This window comes from Nonomuraea soli, assembly GCF_013761175.1.
GTDB lineage: Bacteria > Actinomycetota > Actinomycetes > Streptosporangiales > Streptosporangiaceae > Nonomuraea > Nonomuraea soli.
This window is the reverse complement of sequence record NZ_JACDUR010000009.1, coordinates 352162-377454: the sequence shown is the minus strand read 5'-3', so window position 1 is coordinate 377454 and position 25293 is coordinate 352162. Positions and strand designations below refer to the sequence as shown.

Here is a 25293-nt window from a genome sequence, read left to right as displayed (position 1 = left end):
CGGGGTTCTCAGATCGACCTGGGGCTTTGCGCGCCGGCCTCCTTCAGGCGGGCGGTGATCCGGTCGACGTCGCCGCGTTCGCCCGAGGGCAGGGGTGCGCCGACGGAGGCGCGGAGCCCGGCCGCGGTCTCCAGGAGGCGGGCGGCCTCGGCGAGGTCGCCTTCGAGGCTGGCGGCTCCGGCCAGACCCTCCATGGCCAGGGCGACGGCCCGGGGGTCGCCGCTGGCGCGCGCGGCGTCGAGGCCGTCCAGGTGCAGGGACCGAGCTTGTACGGCGTCGCCGCGCTGCTCGGCGACGAACCCGAGCTCGGCCAGGATCAGCGACAGGGCGCTGGCCGACTCCAAACGGCGGTCCCAGTCGAGCCAGTTCAGCAGGTGGCGTTCCGCGCGGTCCAGGTCGCCCTGGCGGCGGGCGCTCAGGGCCAGGCCCAGCTCGGCGAACTCCTCACCGAGCGTGTAGCCCTGCTCGGCGGAGCGGCGGCGGGCTCGCTCGTGCAGCTCGTCGGCCTGGGCGAAGTCGCCCGACAGCAGGGCGATGCGGCCCAGGAAGGCGAGCTTGTCGGGCACTTCGGTGCCGAGGCCCAGCTCTTCGGCCATGCGCAGGCCCTCGCGGTGGAAGCGGGCGGCGGCGGGGTAGTCGCCCATGATCTCCGCGTGGCCGCCGAGGGCGAAGGTGGCGTGCAGCTGGCCCCAGCGGTCGCCCAGGCGGGTGAACAGGGCGTGGCTGCGCTTGCCGTACTGCTCGGCCAGGGTCAGGTCGCTGCGCAGGAGGGCGTGGCGGGCCATGGTGGCCAGGACGGCCGCGGTGCCCCAGTCGTCGCCTGCGGCCCCGAAGGTGGCCAGGATGCGGGCGGCGTGCTCTTCGGCGGTGGGCAGGTCGCCGACGCCGAGGCGGGCGTTGAGGAGGTACCAGGCGGCGAGGGGGTCGCCGGATGTGCCGGGCATGGTGGCTTCGCCCTGACGCATGGCGAACCCGGCCCGCCACGACTCCGCCGACGAGGCGCCCGAGGATGAGGGCCCGGTGCCCGCCTCCAGCGCGCGGGTGAACCAGCGGCGTCCCTCTCCGAGCCGCCCCCGCAGCACCCAGTACCAGGCCAGCGAGTTGGCCAGCTCCACCCCGCCCCCCGCACCCAAGGCCGTCTCGAAGGCCGCCCGCAGGTTGCCCGTCTCGGCGTCGAGCCTGCCCAGCCACTCCAGCTGCGACGGCCCTCGCAGGTACGGCCCGGCGGAGGCTGCCAGCGCGGCGTAGTACTCCAGGTGCCTGCCCCGCAGCTCGTCGTACTCCCCGGCCTCCCGCAGCCGCTCCACCCCGTACGCCGCCACCGACTCCAGCAGCCGGTAGCGCGGCGGCGTGCCCGACACGGTGACCAGCGACCGGTCGACGAGCTCGGCCAGCAGGTCGAGCACGTCGTCCAGGCCCGACACCCGCTCGGCGGCCTCGAGGGTGCTGCCGTCGGCGTGCACAGCCAGGCGCCGCAGCAGGACGGCCTCCTGCGGTGTCAGCAGCGACCAGCTCCACTCGATCATCGCCCGCAGCGTGCGCTGGCGGGCAGGGGCGTCGGTGTGCCCGGCGGTGAGCACCTTGAAGCGATCTTCGAGGCGTTCGGCCAGCGTGTGCACGCCGAGGGCCCGCACGCGCGTGGCGGCCAGTTCGAGCGCGAGGGGGATGCCGTCGAGCCTGCGGCAGACGGCGGTGACCGCGGCGAGGGCGGAGTCGTCGAGGAAGAGCCCGGCGGCCTCGGCCCGCTGCAGGAACAGCTCGACCGCGCTCGCCTCCTCCAGGGGCGCCACCGGCCACAGCTGCTCGCCGCCCAGTCCGAGGGGACGCTGGCTGGTGGCCAGGACGCGGAGGCCTGGCGCCTGGGCCAGCAGCCGTGAGGCCAGGACGGCCACGCCTTCGGTCAGGTGCTCGCAGTTGTCGAGTACGAGCAGCAGCCGCCTGCCGCGCAGGAACTCGACGAGGTGGTCGCCGCCGGAGGCGTCGTCGCGCACGCCGAGGGTCGCCGACACGTGCTCGGCCAGTGCGGCGGGGTCGGTCAGGGATCCCAGCTCCACCAGCCACACCCCGTCGGGGTGGGTGCCGGTCAGTTTCCGTGCGCTCTCCAGCGCCAGGCGCGTCTTGCCGACCCCGCCCGGCCCGACGAGGGTGACCAGGCGCGAGGAGGTCAGCCGCCCGGTGACGGCGGCGACGGCGGCCGAGCGGCCGACGAGCCCGGTCAGCGGGGCGGGCAGGTTGGACGGCGCGGAGTCGAGCGAGGGGTCCTGGGCGAGCATCGCCTGCTGCAGCGCCACCAGCGCGGGGGAGGGGTCGAGCCCGAGTTCGTCGGCGAGCCGTTCGCGCAGCTCCTGGTAGGCCTCCAGCGCCTCGCTCTGCCGTCCGGCGCGATACAGGGCCCGCAGGTGGACGGCACGCAGCCGCTCGCGCAGCGGGTGCTGGGCGACCACGACGGCCAGGGAGTCGGCCAGCGCGGTGTGTTCGCCGAGTTCCAGCCGGGCCTCGAAGAGCTCCTCCTGGGCGGTCAGCCGCAGCTCGCCGAGCCGTACGGCTTCGGCGGAGGCGAACTCGTGGTCGGCGAAGTCGGCCAGGGCCTCGCCGCGCCACGACTCCAGGGCCCGCGTCAGCAGCTCGACCCGCTCGCGGGCGGCCGGGGCGGAGCGGGCGGCTACCACGAGCGACTGGAAGCGCAGCGAGTCGACGGCGTCGGCCTGCACGTCGAGCACGTAGCCGGGGGCACGCGAGAGCACGAGCGGCGTGCCGATCGCGCGGCGCAGCTGCGAGACGCGCGTCTGGAGTGCTCCTGCCGGGTTGGCGGGCAGCCGCGTGGGCCACAGGTGGTCGATCAGCCGGTCGGAGGGCACCACGCGGCCCGCGTTGACGACCAGCTCGGCCAGGAGGGCACGGACCTTGACCTCGGGGATCTTGACCTCTTCGCCGGAATCCGTCCACACGGCAAGCGGACCAAGCACCCCGAAACGCATGCGGACCACGGTAGCCGAAGGCCGTCCGAAGGATTTCCGAAGCCCTCCCCAGCAAGGTGACCTTCATGCGAGTGGCGATCATCGTCGACCGCACCGGACCCGACCGGTTGCTGGCCGACTGGCTGGCCGAGCGGGCCTGCGAAGAGGGGTACGAGGTCGACCTCATCGACCTGGCCCAGGCGGCCGACCTGGAGCCCTGGCTGGAGGACGCCGATGTCCTCGTCGTGGTGACGCCCTGCGCGCTGCCGCCGGGCAAGCCGATCATCCAGATCTAAGGGAGACGTGAAATGAAATGGTTCGGTCTGGCAGTCCTGTCACTGCCCACCATCCTGCTGTTCCTGGCCATGACCGTGTTGTTCCTGGCGACCCCGCACATCGCGGCCGACCTGAGACCCACCGACGGCCAGCTGTTGTGGATCAACGACATCTACGGCTTCATGATGGCCGGACTCCTGGTGGCCATGGGCACCGTCGGTGACAGGATCGGGCGCCGCAAGGTGCTCATGTTCGGCGCGGTGGCCTTCGGTGTGGCCTCGGCGTTCGCCGCCTTCACCGAGAGCGCGTCGGCGCTGATCGCGGCCCGCGCGGTGATGGGCATCGGCGCCGCCGCGGTGATGCCGTCGACGCTGAGCCTGATCAGCAACATGTTCACCGACGCCCGTGAGCGGGCCACCGCGATCGGCGTCTGGGCCGCCTCCATCTCGGTGGGCGTGGCCATCGGCCCGCTGGTCGGCGGGCTGGTGCTGGAGTCCTTCTGGTGGGGCGCCGCGCTGCTGATCGGCGTGCCGGTGATGGCCCTGGTGGTGGTCGCCGCGCCGTTCGCGGTGCCGGAGTACCGCAACGCCGAGGCGGGCAGGCCCGACGTGGCCAGCGTGCTGATGTCGATGGCCGCGCTGCTGCCGATCGTCTACGGCGTCAAGGAGCTGGCCAAGGCGGGCGTCACCCCCACCGCGGTGGTGACGATCCTGGCCGGCCTGGCCTTCGGGGTGGCGTTCGTGCGCAGGCAGCTGCGCCTGGAGCAGCCGCTGCTGGACGTGCGGTTGTTCGCCAACAAGGTCTTCAGCGGCGCGCTGGCCGTCTTCCTGCTCGGCGCGATCGCGCTCGGCGGCGTCTACCTGCTGTTCACGCAGTATCTGCAGCTCGTGGCCGGCCTGTCGCCGCTGGAGTCGGGCCTGTGGATCCTGCCCGCGGCGCTGGCGCTGGTGGCGGTCTCGACGCTGTCGCCGATCTGGGCGCGGCGCGTGCAGCCCGCCTACGTCGTGGCCGGCGGCCTGCTGGTCTCGGCGATCGGATACCTGGTGATGACCCAGGTCGGCAGCGTCGCCGGGCTGCCGATGCTGATCACCGGCTTCTACATCCTCTACCCGGGCATCGCCCCGACCATGGCGCTGACCACGAACCTGGTCATCGGCTCCGCGCCTCCCGAGAAGGCCGGCGCGGCCTCGGCGGTCAACACGACCGCCAGCGACCTGGGCGTCTCGCTCGGCGTGGCGATCCTGGGCAGCGTGGGCGCCGCGGTCTACGGCTCGCAGGTGTCGACCAGCTTCACCGACGCCCTGACCAGCGGCGACGAGGCGCTGATCGCCCGGGCACGTGACGCCTTCACCGACGGGCTGAACGTCGCGTCGGGAGCGGCGGCGGTGCTGGCCCTGGGAGCGGCGGCACTGTCGCTCACGCTGCTCAGGGCCAAGAGGCACAAGGAGGCGCTGGTGAACGCTTAACACAACAAGCGTGTACGGCACCGCGGTGAGGAAGAGGAGCCCCCGCGGTGCCGTACTCACATGTCTAGCGAACGCCGAGCAGGTCGACGACGAAGATGAGCGTCTCGCCCGGCTTGATGGCGGCGCCCGCGCCGCGGTTGCCGTAGCCCAGGTGCGGCGGGATGACCAGCTTGCGCCGGCCGCCGACCTTCATGCCGGCCACGCCACGGTCCCAGCCCTGGATGACGCGGCCGCCACCGAGCGGGAACTCGAAGGCCTGGTTGCGGTTCCAGGAGGCGTCGAACTCCTCACCCGACGAGAACGCCACGCCCACGTAGTGGACGCTGACGTTGTGACCCGGCTTGGCCTCCTCGCCGTCGCCTTCCCAGATGTCGACGGTCTCCAGGTCAGCGGGCGGGTTGCCCTCCGGGAAGTCGATCTCCGGCTTCTCGAGTGCCACGTGTTTCTCCTAAGAAATGAGCGAAGCCTCCAAGCTACCAACTCTGGTGCAGCGGCATGCCTTCGCTGTAGCCGGAGGAGCTCTGGATGCCGACGATGGCCCGCTCGTGGAACTCCTCCAGCGTGGTCGCCCCCGCGTAGGTGCACGAGGAGCGGAGCCCGGCCACGATGGCGTCGATCTGGTCCTCGACGCTGGGCCGGTGCGGGTCCAGGTACATGCGGGAGGTGGAGATGCCCTCCTCGAACAGTGCCTTGCGAGCCCGCTCGAACGGCGTGTCGTCGGCGGTGCGCAGCCGGACGGCCCTGGCCGAGGCCATGCCGAAGTTCTCCTTGTACTTACGGCCGTCGGCGTCGGTGCGAGCGTCGCCGGGGGACTCGTACGTGCCGGCGAACCAGGAGCCGATCATCACGTTCGCCGCTCCCGCGGCCAGCGCGAGCGCCACGTCGCGCGGGTGGCGCACGCCGCCGTCGGCCCACACGTGACGGCCCAGGCGGCGCGCCTCGGTCGAGCACTCCAGCACGGCGGAGAACTGCGGCCTGCCCACACCGGTCATCATGCGCGTGGTGCACATGGCGCCCGGTCCGACGCCGACCTTGAGGATGTCGGCGCCCGCGTCGACCAGGTCCTTCACGCCCTCGGCCGTCACCACGTTGCCCGCCGCCACCGGCACACCGGGGTCGAGGGCACGTACGGCACGCAGCGCGGCGATCATCTTCTCCTGGTGACCGTGCGCGGTGTCCACCACCAGGCAGTCGACCCCGGCCTCCAGCAGTTCCTTGGCCTTGGCCGCCACGTCGCCGTTGACGCCCACCGCGGCGGCGATGCGCAGCCTGCCGTCGGCGTCGAGCGCGGGCTGGTAGAGCGTGGCGCGCAGCGCGCCGGTGCGGGTCAGGATGCCGATGAGCCTGCCCTCGTCGTCGACGATCGGCGCCAGCCGGTGGCGGCCCTCGTGCAGCCGGTCGAAGGCGGCGCGCGGGTCGAGCCCGGCCGGCAGCGTCAGCAGCCCCGTCGACATGACCTGCTCGAGCTGGGTGAACATGTCGACGCCCGAGCAGTCGGCCTCGGTCACGACGCCGATGGGGCGGTTGTCCCAGTCGACCACGATGACCGCGCCGTGCGCCCGCTTGGGCAGCAGGGCGAGCGCCTCGCCGACGGTGGCGTGCGGGGTGAGCGTGAGCGGGGTGTCGTGCACCAGGTCACGCTTCTTGACCCAGTCGACGACGTCGGTGACGACGTCGATGGGGATGTCCTGGGGGATGACGGTGATGCCGCCGCGCCGGGCGATGGTCTCGGCCATCCTGCGGCCGGCCACGGCGGTCATGTTGGCGACCACGATCGGGATGGTGGTGCCGGTGCCGTCGGTGGTCGACAGGTCCACGGCGAGGCGGGAGCCGATGGCCGAACGGGAGGGCACCATGAAGACGTCGCTGTACGTCAGGTCGTACGACGGTTCGAGCCCGTTGAGAAACTTCACGTTAGTCCACCTTATGCGGTGCTGCGATATGAAGGAGCTTTCCCCCTTTCATCTGGGCTTATGATCGATCGCATGGACGTGATCGAGCGGGGCGAGCTCACTGTCGTCGGCCTTGCCGTACGGACCACCAACGCCGAGGAGGCCGATCCGGCGCGGGCCCGGTTGGCCCGGTTGTGGCAGCGGGCGTCGGCGCCCGGCGCCTTCGCGCACGTCCCCGGGCGGCTCGACGAGAACCTCTACGCGGTCCTGACCGACTACGAGAGCGACCACCACGGCGCCTACACCCAGGTCGTCGGCGTCGCCGTACGGGCGGTGCCGAAGCTGCCCGAGGGCATGGTCGCCGTGCGCGTTCCCGCGGGTCCCTCGGTCAAGATCGAGGTGCGCGGGCCGATGCCCGGCGCGCTGATCGAGACCTGGCAGCAGATCTGGAAGCACACCGAGGCGGGCGCGCAGCCGCCGCGCTCCTTCCGCACCGACCTCGAGGTGCACCACGGCGACGGCGCGGAGATCTATCTGTCCGTCTAGCAACTTCCGTGAAAGCGAAGCGGTCGAACGGGTGATACCGATCGACCGCTTCTGTTTTCGGAAGGCACGTGATGACGGGGACCGCATCGGCGGTGCATGACCTGACCGCCTCCTTCGAGGCGGTGTTCGACGCGTATTTCGGGGAGATCCATCGGTACGTGGCGCAGCGGCTGGGGCCCGACGACGCCGAGGACGTGGTCGCCGAGACCTTCCTGGCCGCCTATCGCAGGCGTGACGTCTACGACCCGTCGCGGGCCTCGGTGCGCACCTGGTTGTATGGCATCGCGACCAAGCTGATCGGCAAGCACCGGCGCAGTGAGATCCGCGCTTTGAAGGCTCTGCGCGTGGCGGACGGCGATCTTTCCGGTCACTTCGACGAGCAGGCCGCCGCCCGAGTCAGCGCCCAGGCCCTGCGCCCCGACCTGGCCAAGGCCATCGCCGGGCTCAACCGGGGCGATCGAGACGTGCTGCTGCTCGTCGCCCTGGCCGGGCTCTCCCACGAGGAGATCGCCGTGGCGCTCGGCATCCCGTACGGAACGGTCGGCTCCCGGCTCAGCCGGGCCCGTCGCAAGCTGCGCGACGCCCTGGGCGGCGTCAACCCGGTGGAGGACTCGCGTGGATGAGCTGATTCGTGACCTGTACGGCGAGCCCGCGGCCGATCCTGGCGCGCGCGAGCGGGTGCGGGCGCGGCTGGAGCAGGAGAGGGTTCGGCCCGCGGCCGCGCATCGGGCGCGCCCGCCTCATCCGGCTCGCCGGCGGCTCGTCGGCGGTCTTCTGCTGGCCGGAGCCGGCGCCGCGCTGGCCGTCGCCTACCCGGCGCTGACCTCGGAACCGGACAGCCGGCCAGGGCAGGCGGTGACGGTCTCCGGCGAGTCGATCCTGCTGGCCGCCGCCACACGCGCCGAGTCGGGTACGGCCGGCGGCGCCTTCTGGCACGTCAAACGGCAGAGCGCGGGACGCGTCACCGAGCTGTGGGCCGCACGCGACGGCCGTGCCTGGAGCGGGGCCGGCGGCGCGCTGAGCCGCACCGACCGGCCGTTCAGCCTGGCGGGACGGTCCATGAGCCTGGCCGAGATCCAGGCGCTGCCCGACGACCCGGAGCGCCTGCTCAGCGCGGTGACCGCGCTGCTGCCCGCGCTGCCCGAGGGCACGCGCGACGGGGTGATGGCCGACGCGCTGAGCGGCCTGCTGTGGAGCAAGCCCGCGCCTCCAGGCGTGCGCGCCGCCGCCTACCGGGCGCTGGCCGGCCTCGGCAACGTGCGCTACCTCGGCAGGACCGTCGACTCGCTGGGCAGGCCCGGCGTGGGCTTCGCCTACGACCTGCGCTGGCCGCGTGCCTCACACCGGGAACTGATCATCGACCCCGACGACGGCCAGGTGCTCGCCTCGGTCACCGACGGCGGCTCCGAGCTCGTCCTGGAGGCCGGCTGGACCGATCGTGAGCCGCGCCCGTGAGGAGGCGGCTGCTGCTCGTTCTCGTGCTCGTCACCGGGCTGATCTCGCTCGCCGAACCGGGCGGGCCCTCGCTGGCGGCGAGCAAGGGGCGGCCCATCTGCGACCGCGACCAGTTCGCCGTCTCCGACGCGCTCAAGGAGCCGGTCTCCTTCCACGGACTGCCCGCCGTACGGCTCGGGCCCGACGTCGACTGGCGCATGGACCCCCACCGCAACCGGTCGTGGATGCTCAGCCTGCACGCGCTGCGATGGATGGGGCGGCTCGTCGTCGAGTACGAGAAGACGGGCGACGACGCCTACCTGAAGCGGGCCGAGGAGATCACCCGCGACTGGGTGCGCGACAACCCGCGCTCCGGGTTCGGCGTGAGCGAATGGGCGTGGGCCGAGCACGCGGTGGCGCTGCGCGCGCCGACCCTGGTCTGCCTGAGCGCCTACGTGCGCGCCGACTGGCTGTCGGCGAGCCTGGTCGAGCACGCCGAGGTCCTGGGCGACCCCGACCTCTACCGGGCCGGCCACAACCACGGGCTCGACCAGGACATCGCCCTGCTCGGGCTGGGCTGCCGGCTGGAGGTCGGCCAGTGGCGCGACCTGGCGCTCTCCCGCATGACCTCCTCGGCCCGCCAGGCCGTCGACGACCAGGGAGTGCTGCGCGAGCAGGCGCCCCGCTACGGCGTCTACGTCCACCAGCGGCTCGGCGTCGCCTTCGAGGCCATGCGCGAGTGCGGGCTGCGCCCGCCGCCCGAGCTGGCCGCCCGCCGCACCGCGCTGGAGGGGTACGTCGGCCACGCCACCCAGCCCGACGGGCGGCTGGTCGCGATCGGCGACGGACCCGCCGACCTGCGCCCGCGCGGCTTCCCCCGGCCGCGGGAGCGCATCAAGGTCTTCGACGGCGGCTACGTGTTCGGGCGCAGCTCATGGGACCCGTCGGCGAGCTTCTACTCCATCCGCTTCGGGCCGGGGCGGCAGTTGCACGGCCACGAGGACCACATGGGCGTGACCTTCCAGATCGGCGGGCGCGACCAGCTCGTCGAGGCGGGTTTCCACTCCTACGAGCGGACCGCCTACCAGGCCTGGACCGTCGGGCCCACCGCGCACAACGTGCCCGTCGTCGAGGGCGCGCGGTTCCGGCCCGGTACGGCCACGCGGCTGGTGAGCTCGTCCATCGGGCGCACCCGGCAGGTCTACGAGCTCACCGACGACGCGTACGGCGTCAGCCGTACCAGGAAGGTCATGGTCGAAGGGGAGGTCATGACCGTCCTCGACGAGGTGCCCGCCGGGTCGTCGGTGCGCTCGTTGTGGCACCTGGCGCCCGGTTCGTCGGTGACGGTGCGGATGTTCGGGATGCCGGGATGCCGGCCGCTGGAGCCGGCGGCGCGCACCGAGGAGATCTCCGTGGGCTACCTGCGCAAGGCGTCCTCGACGACCCTGGTCTCGCCCGCGGCGCGTGCCGTACTGACGGTCGTCGCGCCGGCCCGGAGCCGCGTGACGTGCCCGGCCAGGTGGTGAAGGGCGATCGCCCCCGCCAGGCAGGCGAACGGCACCGCGGGCAGCATGTAGCGGTGGTCGAAGTCCATCGCGGCGATCGGGCCGAGATAGAGGAGGAACGCCACGGCGGCCGGGAGCGAGGGCCTGAGCAGCGAGACGAGCAGCATGATCAGGAAGAGCGGCCCGTGCAGGAGATAGGGGTACTTCCAGACCTCGAAGACCTTGTCGTACGGCGCGACGCTGGCCAGGCCCGTGATGCTCGAGTCGTACTCCTTCCTGACCTTGCCGATCAGGCCGTGTTCTGTGGGCAGCCCCCAGGAGCCGACCGGCAGGTCGGTCAGGTGCGGCACCCGCCGCGGATGCGCGACCGGCCTCAGCGACCAGGGGAGCGTGGCGTCCCTCGCGACGTCGGCCACGTAGTCGAGCGGCTGGCTCGTGATCGCCTGCACCGCGAACCTCCTGGCGAGCTGGTTGTGGCCGAACCGGTCACCGCCGAGCCGGGCGAGCGCGGCATCCGGGGCCCAGACGTACTCCGAGGCCGCGTCGACCACCGTGCCGTTCGGGCAGAGCCTGGCCACGTCCGGGCTCGGCTTGATCTTCGCGCAGTCGGCGAAGGTCATCGTGCGGGCCCACAGCGACACCCCGTCGGCGTTGCTCAGCGCGAACCTGCCGTGGTGCTGCTGGAACCAGGCCGCATAACCCAGCAGCGGCAGCGCGCCCGCCACGACCAAAGCGGCCAGTGGGCGTCGGCCGCCGCGCTTGACGATCAGGTAGAGCACGAAGACGGCCAGCAGGGGCACCGCCGCCGTGCGCACCAGCCCGGCGGACGCGATCAGCAGCCCGGCCAGGACCGGCCGCCTGGCCGCCATCGCGGTGAGCGCGCCGACGATCAGCAGGATCAGCAGGGTCTCCGACAGGATCGCGTGCTCGATGCGCAGGAAAGCCGGGTTGAGCAGCACGGGGACCGTCGCCAGCGCCGCTCCCCACCCCGGCACTCCGGTACGGCGGAGCAGGGCGTAGATCATCACCCCGATGCCCAGGCCCATCACGTGCTGCACCGCCACGACCAGCTCCACGCTGCGGAACAACGCCAGGAACAGCGAATAGCCCACCGGATGGAACGCTCCAGAGGGCTTCGGGTGCAGCGCGGTGTCCAGATAGGTGAAGGAGTCGTACCAGAACAGCTGGGCGGTGTTGTAGCCCAGCATCACCGCCACGCGCAGCACCACCGCGACGGCCAGGACGCCGGCGAACACCCGGTCGGATCTCTTCAGCAGCATGACCAGCAAGTTCACCGGCCGATCGATAACCCGGCCGTTACCAAAACTGGTTACGCTCGCGTTAGGTCAGAAACGCCAGGATTCGGGGGATGTGTTGCGGATTCTGATTGCGGAGGACGAGCGGATGCTCGCTGACTCCCTGGGGGAAGGCCTGCGGGCCGAAGCGCTGGCGGTGGACATCGCCTACGACGGCGAGGCGGCGCTCGAACGCCTGGCCGTCCACGACTACGACGTGCTCATCCTCGACCGCGACCTGCCCAAGGTCCACGGCGACGAGGTCTGCAGGCAGGTCAGCGGCGGGCTGCTGCGCATCCTCATGCTCACCGCCTCCGGCGACGTGCGGGCACGGGTCGCGGGCCTGTCCCTCGGCGCCGACGACTACCTGCCCAAACCGTTCGACTTCGAGGAACTCCTCGCCCGCGTCCACGCCCTCGGGCGCCGCGCCAGACCCGCCGACCCGCCCGTGCTCGAACACGCCGGCATCACCGTCGACCGCGGCCAGCGCCAGGTCTTCCGCGACGGACGCTACGTGCCGCTGGCCCGCAAGGAGTTCGGCGTGCTCTACGAGCTGATGCGCGCCCGCGGCTCCATCGTCTCCGCCGAGGACCTGCTCGAGAAGGTCTGGGACGAGCACATCGACCCCTTCACCAACACCGTGCGCACCACCATGGTCAAGCTGCGACGCAAGCTCGGCGAACCGCCGGTCATCGAGACCGTCGCAGGATCGGGGTACCGCATCCCATGACCCTGCGCGTACGCTTCGCCGTCGTCAGCGGCGCCATCTTCTTCGTGCTGGCCGGCCTGCTGCTCATCGGCCTCTACCTGCTCGTCAGAGCCCAGCTCGAACCCGTCCCCGGCTGGCGCAACCCCGACGTGATCCGCGTCGCCGGATACGAGTTCTACCCGGGACAGGCCGGATGGGAGGTCGCCAACCAGCGCGGCATCCAGATCCGCCGCCTCTACCAGGCCGGAACCCTCGACTCCGTCCGCAACGTCGGGCTCCTCGTCCTGCCGCTCGGCACCGCCCTGGCCGCCTTCCTCGGCTGGCGCCTGGCCCGCGTCGTCCACCGGCCGCTCGAACAGGCCACCCTCACCGCCCGCCGCGTCGCCCAGAGCCACGACCTGCGCGAACGGCTCGACTACCGCGCCGACGACGAGATCAAGGAACTCGCCGACACCTTCGACACCATGCTCGACCGGCTCTCGCGAGCCTTCGACGGCCAGCGCCGCTTCGTCGCCAACGCCTCGCACGAACTACGCACGCCGCTGGCCATCAACCGCACCCTCGTCGACGTCGCCGTGCGCCGCCCCGACGCCTCCGACGACCTGCGCAGGCTCGGCGAATCCCTCCTCGTCGTCAACGAGCGCCACGAACGCCTCATCGCCGGCCTCCTCGCCCTCGCGGAAGGCGAACAGATCGTGCTCGACCGGCGAGCCTTCGACCTGTCGGACGTGGTCGAACACGCCCTCGACCTGGCCGCCGAGGAGGCCGCCTCACGCAAGATCGCCATCCACCGGCTGCTCGACTCCGCACCCGTCGCGGGCGACCCCGTGCTGATCGAACGGCTCGTCCAGAACCTCGTCGAGAACGGCATGCGGCACAACGAACCCGGCGGCGGCGTGTGGGTCACCACCCGGCAACGGTCGGACCGGGTGGAGCTCGTCGTGGCCAACACCGGGCTGCTCGTGCATCCGCACGAGGTCGAGAGCATCTTCCAGCCGTTCAGGCGGCTGCACGGGGACCGGCTCAACTCGGACCGGGGGACGGGGCTGGGGATGTCGATCGTCAAGACGGTGGTGGAGGCGCACGGGGGCCACGTGTCGGTCCGGCCCCGGGACGAGGGCGGCCTCACCGTCACCGTCGAACTGCCTGCGGCGCTTCCTGCCGGTTGACTCCCTCTCCACTCGCCCGCCCACCCGTGGTCCTGGGGGCGCGGGCGACCTCTGGCAGCAGGCCCCCGTCCTGGGTGCGGCCTCCCACCGCGGTCAGCGGCTCGCCCCGCGCGATGCTCTTCAGTCCAAGTACCCGAGTTGCGGCGCGTGACCTCACCCCGAATCAGGAGAAGGCGTCCAGCCCCGTGAGTTCACCGGAGAGGGCCCAGAGCCGGGATGCGGAGTCGGGATCGATCGCCCATGGCTTGACACCGCCCACGAGCATGTCGTCGGAGACCGCGGATTCGGCGACGTCGCAGTCCTGGCAGTAGGCGCCGCCGTGATCGTCGAGCAGAGGTGACGTGGCCGCCCATACGGCCGTGGCCGCACCCTGCTCCGGGGTTTTGAAGCCGTCGGCCTGGCTGCCATCCGGCGTGATCCAGCCTTGGGCGATCTGCTGCTCGCGGGGGATGCGCCGTTGCAGCGGAGTGAGGATGCTGCCCGGGTGCACCGCGAAGCCATGCACGCCACTGGCCGCACCGAGGGCGTCGAGATGGACGGCGAACAGGGCGTTGGCCGTCTTGGACTGCCCGTAGGCGAGCCAGTGGTCGTAGCCGTGGTGGAAGTGCGGGTCGTCCCAGCGGATGTCCGACAGGAAGTGCCCTGCCGAAGCAACGGATACCACTCGCGCCCCGGTGGGGACCAGGGCCGGGCGCAGGCGGTTGACCAGGGCGTAGTGTCCGAGATGGTTGATGGCGAGATGCGCTTCCCAACCCGGACCGATGAGCGTGGCCGGGTAGGCCATGACACCCGCGTTGGCGATGACGATGTCGAGGGGCTGGCCGGTCTCCAGGAACCGGTCGCTGAACCTCCGGATACTGTCGGGGTCCGCCAGGTCGAGTTCCCGCACCTCCGTCCGCGGAATGCCGCGCAGCGCCTCCGTCGCCACGGAAGGACGGCGGGCGGGCACGATGACGTGTGCCCCGGCGCGGGCCAGCGCGCTCGTGGCCGCTAGTCCAAGACCTGAGTAGCCGCCGGTGATCAGGACGGTCTTGCCGGATAGATCGATGCCGGCCAGGACCTCGTCTGCCGTGCTGTGCGCGTCGAATCCCGAGCCGATCTTATGGTGCGTGATTGCCATGCGCTGGAGGTTAAAATCTAGAGTGCAATCTAGGTCAAGCTATGGCGGTGCAGGACGATGACGGACACGGACCGCCTTTCCATCGGAGACGTCGCGAAGGTGACCGGCCTGGGAGTGCACGCGTTGCGGTTCTTCGAACGGGAGGAGCTCTTTCTCCGTCCGATTCCGCGCACGGCCGGAGGGCAGCGAGTCTACGAACCGGCGGACGTGGAGTGGCTTCTGTTGTGCAACCGGCTGCGGGAGTCCGGAATGCCCATCGCCACCCTGAAGAGGTTCGCTGCGCTTGTCCGATCTGGTCCCGGCAATGAGGCGGAGCGGCTCGCACTCTTGGAGGAGCACGAAAGAGCCGTTCGGGACAAAGTCGCCGAATTGACGGCCAGCCTGGAGATCATCCATGGCAAGGTCGTGATTTATCGTCAGCACGTCGAAGAGGGAACCGCGGCCGGACTCTGGTCGCCGGCATCCTCGGCGTAACCGCGAGCACTACCCCTCCCGTATCCGCTGTCCGCGGCCGCGCTCACCCAGCAGCGAGTGAGGCTCGATCAAGGACCACTCCTCATCGGTGAGATGTCCACGCGCCACGGCGAAGGCCTACCGACACCATCCGTCCGGGGTCACACGTCCTGGCGCCGCACCATCTCGTTGATCCAGGTCGGTGCGAACGGCGACGTGCAGCCCGGGGACGTCGGGTAGTCCTTCAGCACCTCCAGCCGCTCCCCGATGCCGATGGCCCGCTCGCGGTGCTGCGGGTGGTCGATGCCGATCTGCGCCAGGCAGTGGTTCATCGCCCACTGCAGCCGCTCCGGCGCTCCCTTCATCTCCGCCTCGATGGTGTCGAGCAGCCCGGCCAGGTCGAGGCCGTCCGGGCGGTTGGTGACCCGGTCGGTGGTCAGCGCCCATCCGGCGCTGCCGACCACCGGGTCGGGGTCGGCGAACCAGGCGACGCGCAGTTCTTCCACGTGGGGGTTCTTCTTGACCACGTAGTTCACGAGCCAGTCGTGCACCTTGGGGGTGCGCGACTGGCGGAGCATGGTGTCGAGTTCGTCGCGTTGGAAGGCCTTCGGGCGGCAGATGAGGAGCGCCAGCAGTTTGGCCGCGGTGTCGTCGGTGGCCCACAGCTGCCGGGCGAGGTCCTGCTGCGTCTTGAGGCTCTTGGCGAGGGCGCGGAGCTTGCTGAGGTTCACGCCGTGGTCGTCGCCGTGTCTCTCGTTCACCTTGCGCGCCCTCGGGTCGTCGAGTGCGGCCAGTTCGGCCATCACCTCGTCCACGGTCGTCCCGGTCACCCCTGCCTCCTCTGCGTCGCGTGAGAGGTCCAGGGTACGAGGTGCGGCGAGCGTTTCAGAGGCCCGCGGCGAGCTTGAGGAGCACGACGCCGCCGATGATCGCGGCGAAGGACACGAGCTTGGCCGGGGTGATCTTCTCCTTGTAGATGAGCGCTCCCAGGATGACGGTGCCGATGGAGCCGATGCCGGTCCAGATCGTGTAGCCGACGCCCACGTCGAGGGTCTTGAGGGCGAGGCTGAGGGTGAAGATGCCGCCGGCGGCCGACAGCAGGGTGAAGATCGAGGGCCACAGGCGGGTGAAGCCCTTGGTGGCGTTGGTGCCGAGGGCGAAGCCGATTTCGAAGACGATCGCGATGGAGAGGTAGATCCAGGCCATGGTGGGGTTCCTTAGGCTGCGGCGGCGGGGCGGTCGGAGAGCTTGAGGCCCAGGACGCCGCCGATGATCAGGAGGAAGGCGAGCACTTTCCAGGTGTTGACGTGTTCCTGGAAGAGCAGGGTGCCGAAGACGACGGTGCCGACGGAGCCGATGCCGGTCCAGACGGTGTAGCCGACGCCGACGTCGAGGGTCCTGAGGGCGAGGCTGAGGAAGAAGATGCCTCCCGCGGCGGCGCCGACGGTCAGGAGCGAGGGGCCGAGCTGGGTGAAGCCTTCGCTGGCGTTGGTGGCCAGGGCGAAGACGACCTCGAAGACCGCGGCTATGAGGAGATGGATCCAGGCCATGGGGAAGAGCTCCAAGAGGTTGATAGTTGTTTGTACATGCATATTCTGTACATGCATGTAGAGTGGATGTCAATCCGGGAGGAACGATGACGACGTTCGACGACGACATGTGGGTGGGCGTGGTACGGCTGCACGCCAGGGTCGAGCACGCGCTGGCCACCGCGCTGCAGCGGCACGGCCTGGGGTTGTCGGAGTATCGGGCGTTGTGCCACCTGTCGCAGGCCGGCAAGGGCGAGCTGCGGATGCAGGAGCTGGCCGAGTTGCTCGGACTGAACCAGAGCTCGGTGACCCGGCTCGTGAGCAGGCTGGAGCAGGCGGGCCTGACGCGGCGGGACCTGTGCGCCGACGACCGGCGCGGGGTCTACTCGGTGATCACCGAGGAGGGCCGGGCCAGGAAGGCAGGGGCGAGCGACACCTACGAGGCCGCGCTGACGCACGCGCTCGACCGGGCGCAGGCCGAGGGGCTGGCGCCCGTGGTCACGGCGCTGAGGGCGGTACGGCCCGCGGCCGCTCTGTGACGCCCGCGGCGAGGGCGGTCAGGGCGGGGCGATCAGGGCGGGTGGTGAGGCCGCTGACCCGGATCGGTCAGCGGCGCACCTGGTAGCGCAGGTGAAGCACCCGCTCGCCCTGGATCACCACGTCAGGATCGTCCAGCAGGTGCTGCGCGTCGACCGACCCGAAGTAGCGCCTGCCGGACCCGAGCACGACGGGTACGACGTCCATGCGCACCTCGTCGACGAGGCCCGCGGCGAGCACCTGGCCGCCGACGTCGCCGGCGGCGACCTCCACGATGCGGTCACCCGCGAGCTCCCGCGCCTTGGCGACGGCCGGCTCGATGCCGTCGACGAAGTGGAACGGCGCCTCCGGGTCCCAGCCCTCGGGCATCGGCCGGTGCGATACGACGACCACGTGGTCGATGCCGCTCGGCGGCTTGCCGTCCCAGCCGTCCGTCAGGTCGAAGACGCGGCGTCCGGCGATCGTGACTCCGATCTGGTCCCAGTACGCCCGGGTGTAGTCGTAGGACGCCCGCGACACCTTCAGCACACCACTCTCGTCGAACGGCACGTCGCCGCTGGTCAACCAGTCGAACAGCGGTCCCGGCTGGTCATTGCCGTCGGCGATGAATCCGTCCACCGACACCGAGCTGTACATGACGACCTTGCCCACGGCGCTCTCCTCTGCTTCAGGGTGCCCCCCAAATTAACGTCTCGTGAGCCGGCGCTCTTGTAAGAAATCAATCGGCCGGCAGCGGCCAGCCGTCGAGCACGTGGCCGGGGTGTTCGCGCTGGAACCGCCGCCTGACCTCGACGTACTGGGTCGGCGTGAGCCCGGTGAAGGCGCGGAACTCGTGCCCGAAGTGGGCCTGGTCGAAGTAGCCCGCGGTGTTGGCGAGCTCGCCCCAGTCGACCGGTCCGGCGGGGTCGATCGCGAACACGGCGGCGGTGAAGCGGTGGGCGCGGGCCAGCCGCTTCGGTGTGACCCCGATGAGCTCCTTGAACCGCTGGGTCAGATGGGTGCTGCTGACACCGGCCGCCACGCTCAGCTCGCCGATCGGCACCGCCCCGCCGGCCGCCGCGATGACGCCGCTCGTGTGGCGGACGAGCCCCAGGCCGGCGCTCTCGCCCAGCCGTCGCATCAGTTCCTGTTCGAGCAGCGTCAGCATCTCGTGAGGACCTGCCGCCGTGGCCAGCCGGTCTCGCAGCTCCGCGATGGCGGAGCGGCCCCAGACCTGCTCCAGCGTCACCGGCCGGTCGCACAGCTCGGCCGCGGGCATCGGCAGGAACGGCGCCAGCCCCCACGGCTTGACGTGCGCGCCGACGGATCGGGTTCCCGGCGGGTAGCCGAACTCGAAGGCGCGGGTGGGCATGGTGATGACGCAGCCGTCGGCGTAGTCGGCCGTCTCGACGTCGGTGCCGGCGCGCATGCGGAACGGCGGCCCGAGGTTGACGATGAGCAGCGCCGACGGCATCGGCGGCAACATCAGCCGGGCGTACGGCGGCGCGCCCTCCAGGTAGTAGAGGTCGTCGATCAGCCCGTCCAGTGGCGGTCGCGGCACTCTGGACACGTACTCCACGCCCTCAGTATCGCCCAGGGCGGCGCGGCGGTCAGTCCGCGGAAGGGCAGGACGGGCTCGGGCGGCCGGCTTCCAGGCGGGTGAGGTCGCGCTCCGCGAAGCGGCGGTGCTCGACCTCCTCGTTCATGATCACACCGAGGCAGGTGCGGACCGTGGGCTCGGACTTCGCCCACGACCAGGGCAACAGCCGGGACGTCGTGTGCTCCAGCATCTCGTCGGTGAGCTCGTCGATGTAGTCACGCACGAGCGCGTGCCGTTCGGCCCTGACCGCGAGGGTCTCGGCGAAGGACGGCCGGGCGTCGAGGTCGACGCCCAGTGCCGCCGTCTCGTCGCGCGGATGGTCGGTGGGCGGCAGGCCGGTGGGGTGGAACGGCCTGGGCAGGCCGAGGATCATGTGCCCGGCCCACAGGTCGGTCGCGAAGACGAGATGGCGCAGCGTCTCGGCGAAGGACCACTCGTCGTCGACGCGGGTGTGCACGAGGTCCGGCAGCCCCTCGGCGCGGGCGACGGTCTCTGCCCAGAGGCGCTCGATCATGAGCCACGCCGCCCGGTGCTCGTCGGCGCTGTGGGCCTGGCGGACGTGGACACGCTCCGGGTGGCGGCGGTCGAGCTCCTCGGAGACGTAGGCGGTCACGTCGACGTCGTTGACGACGAGGTTGTCGATGACCCCGGACAGGCTGACGTCGGAGAGCCAGGAGGAGGAGATCCTGACCTTGCGCAGGTCGCAGTCGTGCAGGCTGCTCCCTGAGAGGTCGGCACGGGTGAAGCGGGCGCCGGTGATGTCGGTGTCGGTGAAGCGGGCCCGGGAAAGATCGGCCCCATCAAAGCGAGCCCTGTCGGAACGAGCCCCGCCGGGATGGGCTCCGGCATCGGCGGAAGCATCGGCCATCGCGCCATTCTGCTCCCGCCGCACGCCGCGGATCAACCGGTCCGCAGCACGTCCAGCGCCGCCTCCACGGCGATCGGCCGCAGTTCCTCGGCCGGCACGTCGGCGAACTGCGTCGAGATGTCCTGCATCCCGCCCAGCGCCATGACGGCCCTGGCCCGCTGGGCGAGTGTCGGCTCGGGCCCCAGCAGCAGCACGGTCAGTCGTTCCCGCCACCGGACCACCAGTTCGATGAGCCCCAGGTCGCTGAGCGTCGACAGCTCGGTGAGCAGCAGCAGGATGTCGCGCCGGTAGGCGTAGTGGAAGTCGAAGAAGGCGCCGAGCAACTCGCCCCGTTCGATGCCCTCCAGGGCCTCCATGCGGTCCAGGAAGTCCTCGCCCCCGTCGACGATGGGCTGGACGATGCTCCGTACCAGGTCCTCGCGCGAGGCGAAGTGGTAGTAGAGCGCCGGCTTGGTGATGCCGAGCACGTCGGCGATCTCCTGGAGCGTGGTGCGCTGTACGCCCTTGGCCGCGAACAGCTCGCGGGCGGCGTCCTGGATGCGCTGCTTGGTGGGGCTTGTCACGCCTCCAAGACTCCCTTACCATCCGTTAAGTCAGCAACTTACCTAACGTTAAGTAAGGACACGGACATGAGAGTGCTGATCTCCGGCGCGAGCATCGCGGGGCCGGTCGCGGCGTACTGGCTGGCCCGTCACGGGTTCGAGGTGACGGTGGTGGAGCGCGCACCGACGCTGCGCAAGACGGGCGGCCACGCGGTGGACCTGTTCCGCCCGGCCCTGGAGATCGCCGAGCGCATGGGCGTCGCGGAGGCGATCGAGGCCAGGCGCACCGGCATCACCACGATGATCGCCCACCGCCGCGGAAGGCGGCCCGTGACGGTCGGCCTCGGCAAGATCTACCGCGCCACCTCCTCCCGCCACGTCGAGATTATGCGCGACGACCTCAGCGAGATCTTCTACGAGGCCGCCATGGACGACGTGGAATACCTCTTCGGCGACTCCATCAGCTCGATCGACGACCGCACGGTCACCTTCGAGAGCGGGGCCTCCCGGGAGTTCGACCTGGTCATCGGCGCCGACGGGCTGCACTCGAACACCAGGCGCCTGCTCTTCGGCCAGGTCGAGGAGCACTTCACCGGCGCCTGCCTGGCCGTCTTCACGGTCTCGCCCGACACCCTGGAGCCCGCGACCTCCTACGCCCACCTCGACCCCGGCAGGGTCGCCGTCGCCTACCGCAGCGGCCGGGAGGCCAGGGCCGGCTTCTTCTTCCACTCCGAGCCGCTCGAGATCCACCACCGCGACACCGCGAGCCACAAGCGCGTGTTGCTCGAGCGGTTCGCCGGACTCCACCCGCAGGTGGACGGCTGGCTCGACGAGCTCGGCGCCACCCCGGCCTTCTACTTCGACGCCATCACGCAGCTCAGGCTGGACACCTGGTCGAAGGGCAGGGTGGCGCTGGTCGGCGACGCCGGCTACTGCCCTGGTCCGGCGATCGGCGGCAGCACCAGCCTGGCTGTCTACAGCGCGTACGTGCTGGCGGGGGAGCTGGCCCGCACGCCCGGCGACCACGAGCGGGCCTTCGCCGCCTACGCCGACGAGATCCGGGAGCTGGTACGGCGGAGCCGCGCCTTCGCCATGGGCGCGGCGAAGGCACTGGTCCCCGGTTCCCGCCTCGGTGTCGCGGTCCTGGTGGGCGGTGCGCGCCTGGTGAGCGTGCTTCCCCCGGCGCTGAGCAGGGCTCTGGCCACCAGGAACCTGCGCGTGCACGACTCGATGACGGTCAAGGACTATTCGAGCAGCGTCCGCGCCGGGACGTAGCGCGTAAGCCCTACTCCAGCAGCGTCCGTGCCCAGGCGTAGTCCAGTTTGCCCACGGGCGTGCGCCTGATCTCCGGCACCAGGATCAGCTCGCGCGGCACCTTGTACCCGGCCAGCGAAGCCCGGCAGTGCGTCCCCAGCTCCTCCAGCGTCAGGGTCCGCGTCGCTGCGACGACGGCGGTGACCCGCTGCCCGAAGCGGGGGTCCGGAGCGCCGATCACGAGCGCGTCGTAGACGTCCGGGTGCGCCCTGACGACCGTCTCGACCTCCTCGGGAAAGACCTTCTCCGCCCCCGTGTTGATCACCATCGACCCGCGCCCCAGCACCTCGGCGGTCCCGTCGTCACCGGCCGCGGCATGGTCGCCCTGCAGGGCCCACCGCACTCCGTCGGGCCCGGTGACGAAGGTGGCCGCGCTCTTCTCGGGATCGTTGAGGTACCCGATCGGGATGTGTCCCGACCTGGCCAGGACCCCGCTCTCGCCCGGCCCGACCGGCAGGAACGACGGCCCGAGCACGGCGAACCCCGGTGCCAGCCGGAAGCGCTGTCCCTCGACCGCCGCGCCGAGCGCCCCGGTCTCCGACCCTCCGAAGGTGTCGACGATCATCACCCCGGGCAGCGCCGTACGGATCTTGTCCTGGACCGACGCCGACAGGGGCGAGCCGCCGGAGCCGATGGAGAAGACCTCCAGCGGGTAGGGCCTGCGCACCAGCTCGTCGGCGACGGGATGGGCCATGCCGTCGCCGGCGAAGGAGAGCACCTGGGAACGTTCGCGCACCGCCAGCTCCAGCACCCGCACGGCGTCGAAGTGCCGCTCGGTCCACAGGATGACCGTGCCGCCCGCCGAGAAGCAGATCCAGGTGCTCCACTGACCGTTGCCGTGCATCAGAGGCGCGTGCACCTGGAATCTCAGCGCCTCGGCGCCGACGGCCAGCTCCGCCACCGAGCCGATGGGCCCCGAGTAGACGGACATCGCCGCCAGGAAGATGTCCTCCTGCCGCCACATGACGCCCTTCGGCAGGCCGGTGGTGCCTCCGGTGTAGAGCAGGTAGGGGTCGTCACCCGAGCGCGGCCCGAAGTCACGCTCGGGCGAGGCGAGGGCCAGGGCCTTCTCGTACGGCTCGCCGAAGGCCGGTGCGCGCGGCCCCTCGACCGCGCCGAGCAGGTCGGCCTCGCCCAGCACGAGCGCGCAACCGGAGTCGGACAGCAGGTGCGCCAGCTCCCGCGCGGTGTAGCGGTAGTTCAGGTTCACCGGAGCAGCGCCGATCTTGAAGCAGCCGATCATGCACTCCAGCCACTCGGCCCGGTTCCACGACAGGATGCCCACGTTCGTGCCCCGCCGTACGCCCTGCGACAGCAGCCAGTGCGCGACCCGGTTGGCCCGCTCGTCGAGCGCCCGGTAGGTGAGCCTGACCTCTCCCGCCACCAGCGCGAGCCGGTCGGGCACGGCGTCGGCGACGTGCTCGAAGAGGTCCGCCGGGTTGATCATCGAGCCGCCTCCAGGGTGATCGGGAACGAGGTGACGCCCCGCACGAAGGCGTTGGGCAGGATGCGCGGCCCCGCGGAGTCGGCCCACGAGGCGGAGGCGACGCGCGCGACCCACTCCTCGAAGAAGATCCGCAGCTCCAGCCGGGCCAGCGCGGCGCCCAGGCAGAAGTGGGTGCCCAGGCCGAAGGCGATGTGCCCGCCCGGCTTGCGGGTGAGGTCGAAGACGTCGGGATCGGTGAAGACCGATGGGTCGCGGTTGGCCGAGCCGTACATGAGCAGCACCTGCTGGCCCTGCCTGATCTCCTGGCCGTGCAGCACGGTGTCGCGGGTGGCCGCGCGGCACATGTTGAGGATCGGCGTGGTCCAGCGGATGAACTCCTCCACGGCGTTCTCGATCAGCGAAGGGTCCTCGCGCAGCAGCCGCCACTGATCCGGATGCCTGATGAGCGCGTCGATGGCGGTCGCGATCACCGTACGGGTCGTCTCCGCGCCGCCGTCGAGCAGCAGGAGCGCCTCGTTGGCCAGGTGTTCGTCGTCGTAGTCCGGGCGGCCCGCCCAGAGCGAGAGCAGGTCGTCGTGCGGGCACTTGCGCCGCTCCGCGGCCAGTTCCAGGACGGCCAGGCCGTACTCCCCGGCCGCGACCGCCGCCTCGTGGGTGACGTAGCGCAGCCCGCCTCCTGCCGGGATGGTCGTCTCCGACCAGTGCATGAGCCGCGGCCACTCGGAGTCGGGGAAGCCGAGCAGCCAGCCGATCATCCGAGCGGGCAGGGGAGCGGCCAGCGCGGGCACGGCGTCCACGGTGCCCTGCTCCAGCGCCTGGGTGATCTGCTCGACCACGACCGCGCGGATGCGCTCGGCGTAGCGGTCGTGCACGTAGCGAGGGGTGAAGCGACGGTAGACCAGGCGGCGGCGCTCGGCGTGCTCGGGATCGTCCATGCCGATCATGGACGGGTCGCTGGGCAGCTGAGGGCGGTAGCCGCCGGTGTTGGTCCAGAGCCTGGGGTCGCGTTCGATGGCGGAGATGTCGGCGTGGCGCGAGATGCCCCACAGGCCGTTGGCGGTGTCGAAGTGCACCGGGGAGTGCTCGCGCAGCCAGGCGTAGGCCGGTCCCGGGTCACCGGCGTACAGCTCGCCGTCGAGCAGGTCGAGCAGGTCGAGATGATCGTGCATGGCGGAACTCCTCACGACGAAGCCGGAAGATCGTTCGCGCCGACGATCTGAAGAGGTCAGGGGGTGCCGATCACCCCCCGCAGCCCGTCGGCGCCGTAGGCGCCCTCCAGCCAGGGGGAGAAGTCGGGGCCGCGCCTCAGCGAGTGCCCGCCGTCCACGTTGATCACCTGGCCGGTGATCCACGAGGAGTCGGGGCCCAGCAGGAAGGCCGCCAGCGCCGCCACGTCGTCCACGGTGCCCACCCGGGCCAGGGGCGTGCAGCGCAGGTAGTCGTCGAGCACCGGGTTGTCGGAGTCGGTGATGACCGACACCATCTCGGTCCTGATCAGGCCGGGTCTGATGGCGTTGACCCTGATCCCGCTCGGCCCCAGCTCGTCGGCGGCCAGCCTGCACAGGTGGTCGACGCCCGCCTTGGCCACGCCGTACGGGCCGAACCAGCGGTGGGTGTTCGACGAGGCGATCGACGAGATGGCCACGAACGAGCCGCCGCCCTGCCCCGCCATCAGCGCCGCCGCGTGCTTCAGGGTGAGCATCGTGCCGGTGAGGTTGGTGTGGATCACCTGCTCCCACTGCACGGCGGGGAGCTGGGTGATCGGGCCCAGCCAGCCGGAGCCGCCCGCCGAGGCCACCACGCCGTCGAGGCGGCCGCCGCCGTGCTCGGCCGCCCGCCGTACGGCATGAGCCACGGCCCGCTCGTCGCCCACGTCCGCCACGACGTGGTGCAGCCCGGTCTTGGCCAGGCGTTCCTTGTTCCTGCCGCAGATGGTGACCGGCGTGCCCCCGGCCGACAGCCGCTGGGCGATGGCCAGTCCGATGCCGCTACCGCCGCCGGTCACCAGCACGCTCATGGCGATGGCCTCCACAAAGGTTGGTCGATCTCGAATCCGACGGGTTCGTCCCACCGGTTGCGGTAGCTGACCTCGTGCGCGGGCCGCCGGGGAGCGACGTCCCACCGGCCGAGCGGGTAGCCGAAGGTGACCGTGCAGGCCAGTCGCCAGCCCTGGCCGGACGGCACGCCGAGCACCCCGAGGGTCTGTTTCGGGTAGAAGATCGACAGGATGCTGGTCAGCGCGCTGCCGACGCCGTGGGCGCGGGCGGCGAGCTGCGCGCTCCAGACCGCCGGGAAGATCGAGCCGCCCGTCGGGTCGTCCTTGGCGAACGCGAAGAGCATCAGGGGGTACGACTCGAAGTGGTCGGCCAGGTGCTGGGCGGAGGCCCGCACCTTGCGCGCCTGGGGGTCGGACGAGTCGCGCAGGTCCTTGTAGTGGCCGTCCCACAGCTGCTGGAGGCCGTCGCGGTAGAGCGGGCCGAGCTTCGCCTTGATCTCGGGGGAGTCGACCAGCAGGAATCGCCAGTTCTGCGCGTTGCCCCCGCTGGGGGCCCTGACGGCGGCGTCGAGCAGGCTCCGCTGGACCTCCTCGGGGACGGGGTCGGGCTTGACCCTGCGCATGGCTCGTGTGGTGTAGAGGGCCTCGAAGACGTCCAT

At 71.1% G+C, this 25293-nt stretch carries 27 protein-coding genes; 11 read left to right on the top strand and 16 right to left on the bottom strand.

Features of this window, described 5'->3' with window-relative positions:
* Positions 1 to 8: 8 nt before the first annotated feature.
* Positions 9 to 2978 carry an ATP-binding protein gene (locus HNR30_RS40830; protein WP_181615539.1) on the bottom strand — a complete coding sequence of 990 codons (2970 nt, stop codon included), beginning with the start codon at positions 2976 to 2978 and terminating at the stop codon, positions 9 to 11.
* Between the two features lie 65 nt (positions 2979 to 3043).
* Here HNR30_RS40830 and HNR30_RS40825 point away from each other — a divergent pair, with 65 nt between their 5' ends.
* A complete protein-coding gene (locus HNR30_RS40825; protein ID WP_181615538.1) occupies positions 3044 to 3253 on the top strand; it encodes an NADPH-dependent FMN reductase family protein in 210 nt (69 codons plus the stop codon).
* Between the two features lie 12 nt (positions 3254 to 3265).
* Positions 3266 to 4699 (top strand): MFS transporter, encoded by a 1434-nt coding sequence (locus HNR30_RS40820; protein ID WP_181615537.1) that lies wholly within the window; start codon positions 3266 to 3268, stop codon positions 4697 to 4699.
* 64 nt (positions 4700 to 4763) lie between these two features.
* On the opposite strand, the gene HNR30_RS40815 is transcribed toward HNR30_RS40820, so the two are convergent.
* Both HNR30_RS40815 and HNR30_RS40810 read right to left on the bottom strand, forming a co-directional pair.
* The gene (locus HNR30_RS40815; protein ID WP_181615536.1) at positions 4764 to 5138 is read right to left on the bottom strand and encodes an FKBP-type peptidyl-prolyl cis-trans isomerase; all 375 of its coding nucleotides are present in this window, start codon (positions 5136 to 5138) and stop codon (positions 4764 to 4766) included.
* Positions 5139 to 5172: 34 nt separating this feature from the next.
* Entirely contained in the window at positions 5173 to 6612 is a 1440-nt protein-coding gene (locus tag HNR30_RS40810) for a GuaB1 family IMP dehydrogenase-related protein (protein WP_181615535.1), read from the bottom strand.
* A 72-nt stretch (positions 6613 to 6684) separates the two neighbouring features.
* On the opposite strand from HNR30_RS40810, the gene HNR30_RS40805 reads away from it, so the two are divergent.
* From HNR30_RS40805 to HNR30_RS40790, 4 genes are all read left to right on the top strand, one after another.
* Complete coding sequence (locus tag HNR30_RS40805) at positions 6685 to 7137, top strand: GyrI-like domain-containing protein (RefSeq protein ID WP_181615534.1); 453 nt, start codon at positions 6685 to 6687, stop codon at positions 7135 to 7137.
* A 71-nt stretch (positions 7138 to 7208) separates the two neighbouring features.
* On the top strand, positions 7209 to 7760 hold the full coding sequence (locus HNR30_RS40800; RefSeq protein WP_181615533.1) for an RNA polymerase sigma factor: 552 nt from the start codon (positions 7209 to 7211) through the stop codon (positions 7758 to 7760).
* Positions 7753 to 8592: a CU044_5270 family protein gene (locus HNR30_RS40795; protein ID WP_181615532.1), complete on the top strand. Its 840-nt coding sequence runs from the start codon at positions 7753 to 7755 to the stop codon at positions 8590 to 8592. The genes HNR30_RS40800 and HNR30_RS40795 overlap by 8 nt, the downstream gene beginning before the upstream one ends.
* Entirely contained in the window at positions 8589 to 10097 is a 1509-nt protein-coding gene (locus tag HNR30_RS40790; RefSeq protein WP_181615531.1) for a heparinase II/III domain-containing protein, read from the top strand. The genes HNR30_RS40795 and HNR30_RS40790 overlap by 4 nt, the downstream gene beginning before the upstream one ends.
* Here the strand turns inward: HNR30_RS40790 and HNR30_RS40785 are convergent.
* A complete protein-coding gene (locus tag HNR30_RS40785) occupies positions 9989 to 11371 on the bottom strand; it encodes a glycosyltransferase family protein (RefSeq protein WP_181615530.1) in 1383 nt (460 codons plus the stop codon). The two genes, HNR30_RS40790 and HNR30_RS40785, sit on opposite strands and share 109 nt — an antisense overlap.
* Before the next feature lie 79 nt (positions 11372 to 11450).
* Between HNR30_RS40785 and HNR30_RS40780 the strand changes: the two genes are divergently transcribed.
* Entirely contained in the window at positions 11451 to 12101 is a 651-nt protein-coding gene (locus HNR30_RS40780; RefSeq protein ID WP_181615529.1) for a response regulator transcription factor, read from the top strand.
* Positions 12098 to 13249 carry a sensor histidine kinase gene (locus HNR30_RS40775; protein WP_181615528.1) on the top strand — a complete coding sequence of 384 codons (1152 nt, stop codon included), beginning with the start codon at positions 12098 to 12100 and terminating at the stop codon, positions 13247 to 13249. The genes HNR30_RS40780 and HNR30_RS40775 overlap by 4 nt, the downstream gene beginning before the upstream one ends.
* 163 nt (positions 13250 to 13412) lie before the next feature.
* Here HNR30_RS40775 and HNR30_RS40770 read toward each other — a convergent pair whose 3' ends face one another.
* Positions 13413 to 14369 (bottom strand): SDR family NAD(P)-dependent oxidoreductase, encoded by a 957-nt coding sequence (locus tag HNR30_RS40770; protein ID WP_181615527.1) that lies wholly within the window; start codon positions 14367 to 14369, stop codon positions 13413 to 13415.
* Positions 14370 to 14426: 57 nt separating this feature from the next.
* Here HNR30_RS40770 and HNR30_RS40765 point away from each other — a divergent pair, with 57 nt between their 5' ends.
* Positions 14427 to 14843 (top strand): MerR family transcriptional regulator, encoded by a 417-nt coding sequence (locus HNR30_RS40765; RefSeq protein ID WP_181615526.1) that lies wholly within the window; start codon positions 14427 to 14429, stop codon positions 14841 to 14843.
* Between the two features lie 140 nt (positions 14844 to 14983).
* On the opposite strand, the gene HNR30_RS40760 is transcribed toward HNR30_RS40765, so the two are convergent.
* The 3 genes from HNR30_RS40760 to HNR30_RS40750 form a co-directional block, all read right to left on the bottom strand.
* Positions 14984 to 15625, bottom strand: a complete 642-nt coding sequence (locus HNR30_RS40760; RefSeq protein WP_220134610.1) for a DNA alkylation repair protein — start codon at positions 15623 to 15625, stop codon at positions 14984 to 14986.
* Positions 15626 to 15707: 82 nt separating this feature from the next.
* Positions 15708 to 16028: a DMT family transporter gene (locus HNR30_RS40755; RefSeq protein ID WP_181615524.1), complete on the bottom strand. Its 321-nt coding sequence runs from the start codon at positions 16026 to 16028 to the stop codon at positions 15708 to 15710.
* A gap of 11 nt (positions 16029 to 16039) precedes the next feature.
* Positions 16040 to 16372, bottom strand: a complete 333-nt coding sequence (locus tag HNR30_RS40750) for a DMT family transporter (RefSeq protein WP_181615523.1) — start codon at positions 16370 to 16372, stop codon at positions 16040 to 16042.
* Positions 16373 to 16458: 86 nt separating this feature from the next.
* Here HNR30_RS40750 and HNR30_RS40745 point away from each other — a divergent pair, with 86 nt between their 5' ends.
* Entirely contained in the window at positions 16459 to 16890 is a 432-nt protein-coding gene (locus tag HNR30_RS40745; protein WP_181615522.1) for a MarR family winged helix-turn-helix transcriptional regulator, read from the top strand.
* 67 nt (positions 16891 to 16957) lie between these two features.
* Here the strand turns inward: HNR30_RS40745 and HNR30_RS40740 are convergent, their stop codons facing one another.
* From HNR30_RS40740 to HNR30_RS40725, 4 genes are all read right to left on the bottom strand, one after another.
* The gene (locus tag HNR30_RS40740; protein WP_181615521.1) at positions 16958 to 17539 is read right to left on the bottom strand and encodes a dihydrofolate reductase family protein; all 582 of its coding nucleotides are present in this window, start codon (positions 17537 to 17539) and stop codon (positions 16958 to 16960) included.
* A gap of 67 nt (positions 17540 to 17606) precedes the next feature.
* The gene (locus tag HNR30_RS50495; RefSeq protein ID WP_220134565.1) at positions 17607 to 18446 is read right to left on the bottom strand and encodes a helix-turn-helix domain-containing protein; all 840 of its coding nucleotides are present in this window, start codon (positions 18444 to 18446) and stop codon (positions 17607 to 17609) included.
* A gap of 31 nt (positions 18447 to 18477) precedes the next feature.
* Positions 18478 to 19335: a DinB family protein gene (locus HNR30_RS40730; protein WP_181615520.1), complete on the bottom strand. Its 858-nt coding sequence runs from the start codon at positions 19333 to 19335 to the stop codon at positions 18478 to 18480.
* 32 nt (positions 19336 to 19367) lie between these two features.
* Positions 19368 to 19898, bottom strand: a complete 531-nt coding sequence (locus HNR30_RS40725) for a TetR/AcrR family transcriptional regulator (protein ID WP_181615519.1) — start codon at positions 19896 to 19898, stop codon at positions 19368 to 19370.
* Between the two features lie 66 nt (positions 19899 to 19964).
* On the opposite strand from HNR30_RS40725, the gene HNR30_RS40720 reads away from it, so the two are divergent.
* Complete coding sequence (locus HNR30_RS40720; RefSeq protein WP_181615518.1) at positions 19965 to 21152, top strand: FAD-dependent monooxygenase; 1188 nt, start codon at positions 19965 to 19967, stop codon at positions 21150 to 21152.
* A gap of 10 nt (positions 21153 to 21162) precedes the next feature.
* Here the strand turns inward: HNR30_RS40720 and HNR30_RS40715 are convergent, their stop codons facing one another.
* Genes HNR30_RS40715 through HNR30_RS40700 form a run of 4 tightly spaced genes read right to left on the bottom strand, consistent with a single transcriptional unit; the run spans position 21163 to position 25293 of the window.
* Positions 21163 to 22638, bottom strand: coding sequence for an AMP-binding protein (locus HNR30_RS40715; protein ID WP_181615517.1), 1476 nt, complete (start codon positions 22636 to 22638; stop codon positions 21163 to 21165).
* The gene (locus HNR30_RS40710; RefSeq protein WP_181615516.1) at positions 22635 to 23807 is read right to left on the bottom strand and encodes a cytochrome P450; all 1173 of its coding nucleotides are present in this window, start codon (positions 23805 to 23807) and stop codon (positions 22635 to 22637) included. The genes HNR30_RS40715 and HNR30_RS40710 overlap by 4 nt, the downstream gene beginning before the upstream one ends.
* 56 nt (positions 23808 to 23863) lie before the next feature.
* Positions 23864 to 24655 carry an SDR family oxidoreductase gene (locus tag HNR30_RS40705; RefSeq protein ID WP_181615515.1) on the bottom strand — a complete coding sequence of 264 codons (792 nt, stop codon included), beginning with the start codon at positions 24653 to 24655 and terminating at the stop codon, positions 23864 to 23866.
* On the bottom strand, positions 24652 to 25293 hold the full coding sequence (locus HNR30_RS40700) for a nitroreductase family protein (protein WP_181615514.1): 642 nt from the start codon (positions 25291 to 25293) through the stop codon (positions 24652 to 24654). The genes HNR30_RS40705 and HNR30_RS40700 overlap by 4 nt, the downstream gene beginning before the upstream one ends.

Bases quoted from the DNA above. Each gene is read 5' to 3' on its own strand.
- HNR30_RS40820 (WP_181615537.1), top strand. From the start codon at position 3,266: ATGAAATGGTTCGGTCTGGCAGTCCTGTCACTGCCCACCATCCTGCTG.
- HNR30_RS40710 (WP_181615516.1), bottom strand. From the start codon at position 23,807: ATGCACGATCATCTCGACCTGCTCGACCTGCTCGACGGCGAGCTGTAC.
- HNR30_RS40700 (WP_181615514.1), bottom strand. From the start codon at position 25,293: ATGGACGTCTTCGAGGCCCTCTACACCACACGAGCCATGCGCAGGGTC.
- HNR30_RS40800 (WP_181615533.1), top strand. From the start codon at position 7,209: ATGACGGGGACCGCATCGGCGGTGCATGACCTGACCGCCTCCTTCGAG.
- HNR30_RS40825 (WP_181615538.1), top strand. From the start codon at position 3,044: ATGCGAGTGGCGATCATCGTCGACCGCACCGGACCCGACCGGTTGCTG.
- HNR30_RS40765 (WP_181615526.1), top strand. From the start codon at position 14,427: ATGACGGACACGGACCGCCTTTCCATCGGAGACGTCGCGAAGGTGACC.
- HNR30_RS40750 (WP_181615523.1), bottom strand. From the start codon at position 16,372: ATGGCCTGGATCCATCTCCTCATAGCCGCGGTCTTCGAGGTCGTCTTC.
- HNR30_RS40775 (WP_181615528.1), top strand. From the start codon at position 12,098: ATGACCCTGCGCGTACGCTTCGCCGTCGTCAGCGGCGCCATCTTCTTC.
- HNR30_RS40745 (WP_181615522.1), top strand. From the start codon at position 16,459: ATGACGACGTTCGACGACGACATGTGGGTGGGCGTGGTACGGCTGCAC.
- HNR30_RS40705 (WP_181615515.1), bottom strand. From the start codon at position 24,655: ATGAGCGTGCTGGTGACCGGCGGCGGTAGCGGCATCGGACTGGCCATC.
- HNR30_RS40715 (WP_181615517.1), bottom strand. From the start codon at position 22,638: ATGATCAACCCGGCGGACCTCTTCGAGCACGTCGCCGACGCCGTGCCC.
- HNR30_RS40760 (WP_220134610.1), bottom strand. From the start codon at position 15,625: ATGGCCGAACTGGCCGCACTCGACGACCCGAGGGCGCGCAAGGTGAAC.
- HNR30_RS40830 (WP_181615539.1), bottom strand. From the start codon at position 2,978: ATGCGTTTCGGGGTGCTTGGTCCGCTTGCCGTGTGGACGGATTCCGGC.
- HNR30_RS40805 (WP_181615534.1), top strand. From the start codon at position 6,685: ATGGACGTGATCGAGCGGGGCGAGCTCACTGTCGTCGGCCTTGCCGTA.
- HNR30_RS40720 (WP_181615518.1), top strand. From the start codon at position 19,965: ATGAGAGTGCTGATCTCCGGCGCGAGCATCGCGGGGCCGGTCGCGGCG.
- HNR30_RS40755 (WP_181615524.1), bottom strand. From the start codon at position 16,028: ATGGCCTGGATCTACCTCTCCATCGCGATCGTCTTCGAAATCGGCTTC.
- HNR30_RS40770 (WP_181615527.1), bottom strand. From the start codon at position 14,369: ATGGCAATCACGCACCATAAGATCGGCTCGGGATTCGACGCGCACAGC.
- HNR30_RS40730 (WP_181615520.1), bottom strand. From the start codon at position 19,335: ATGGCCGATGCTTCCGCCGATGCCGGAGCCCATCCCGGCGGGGCTCGT.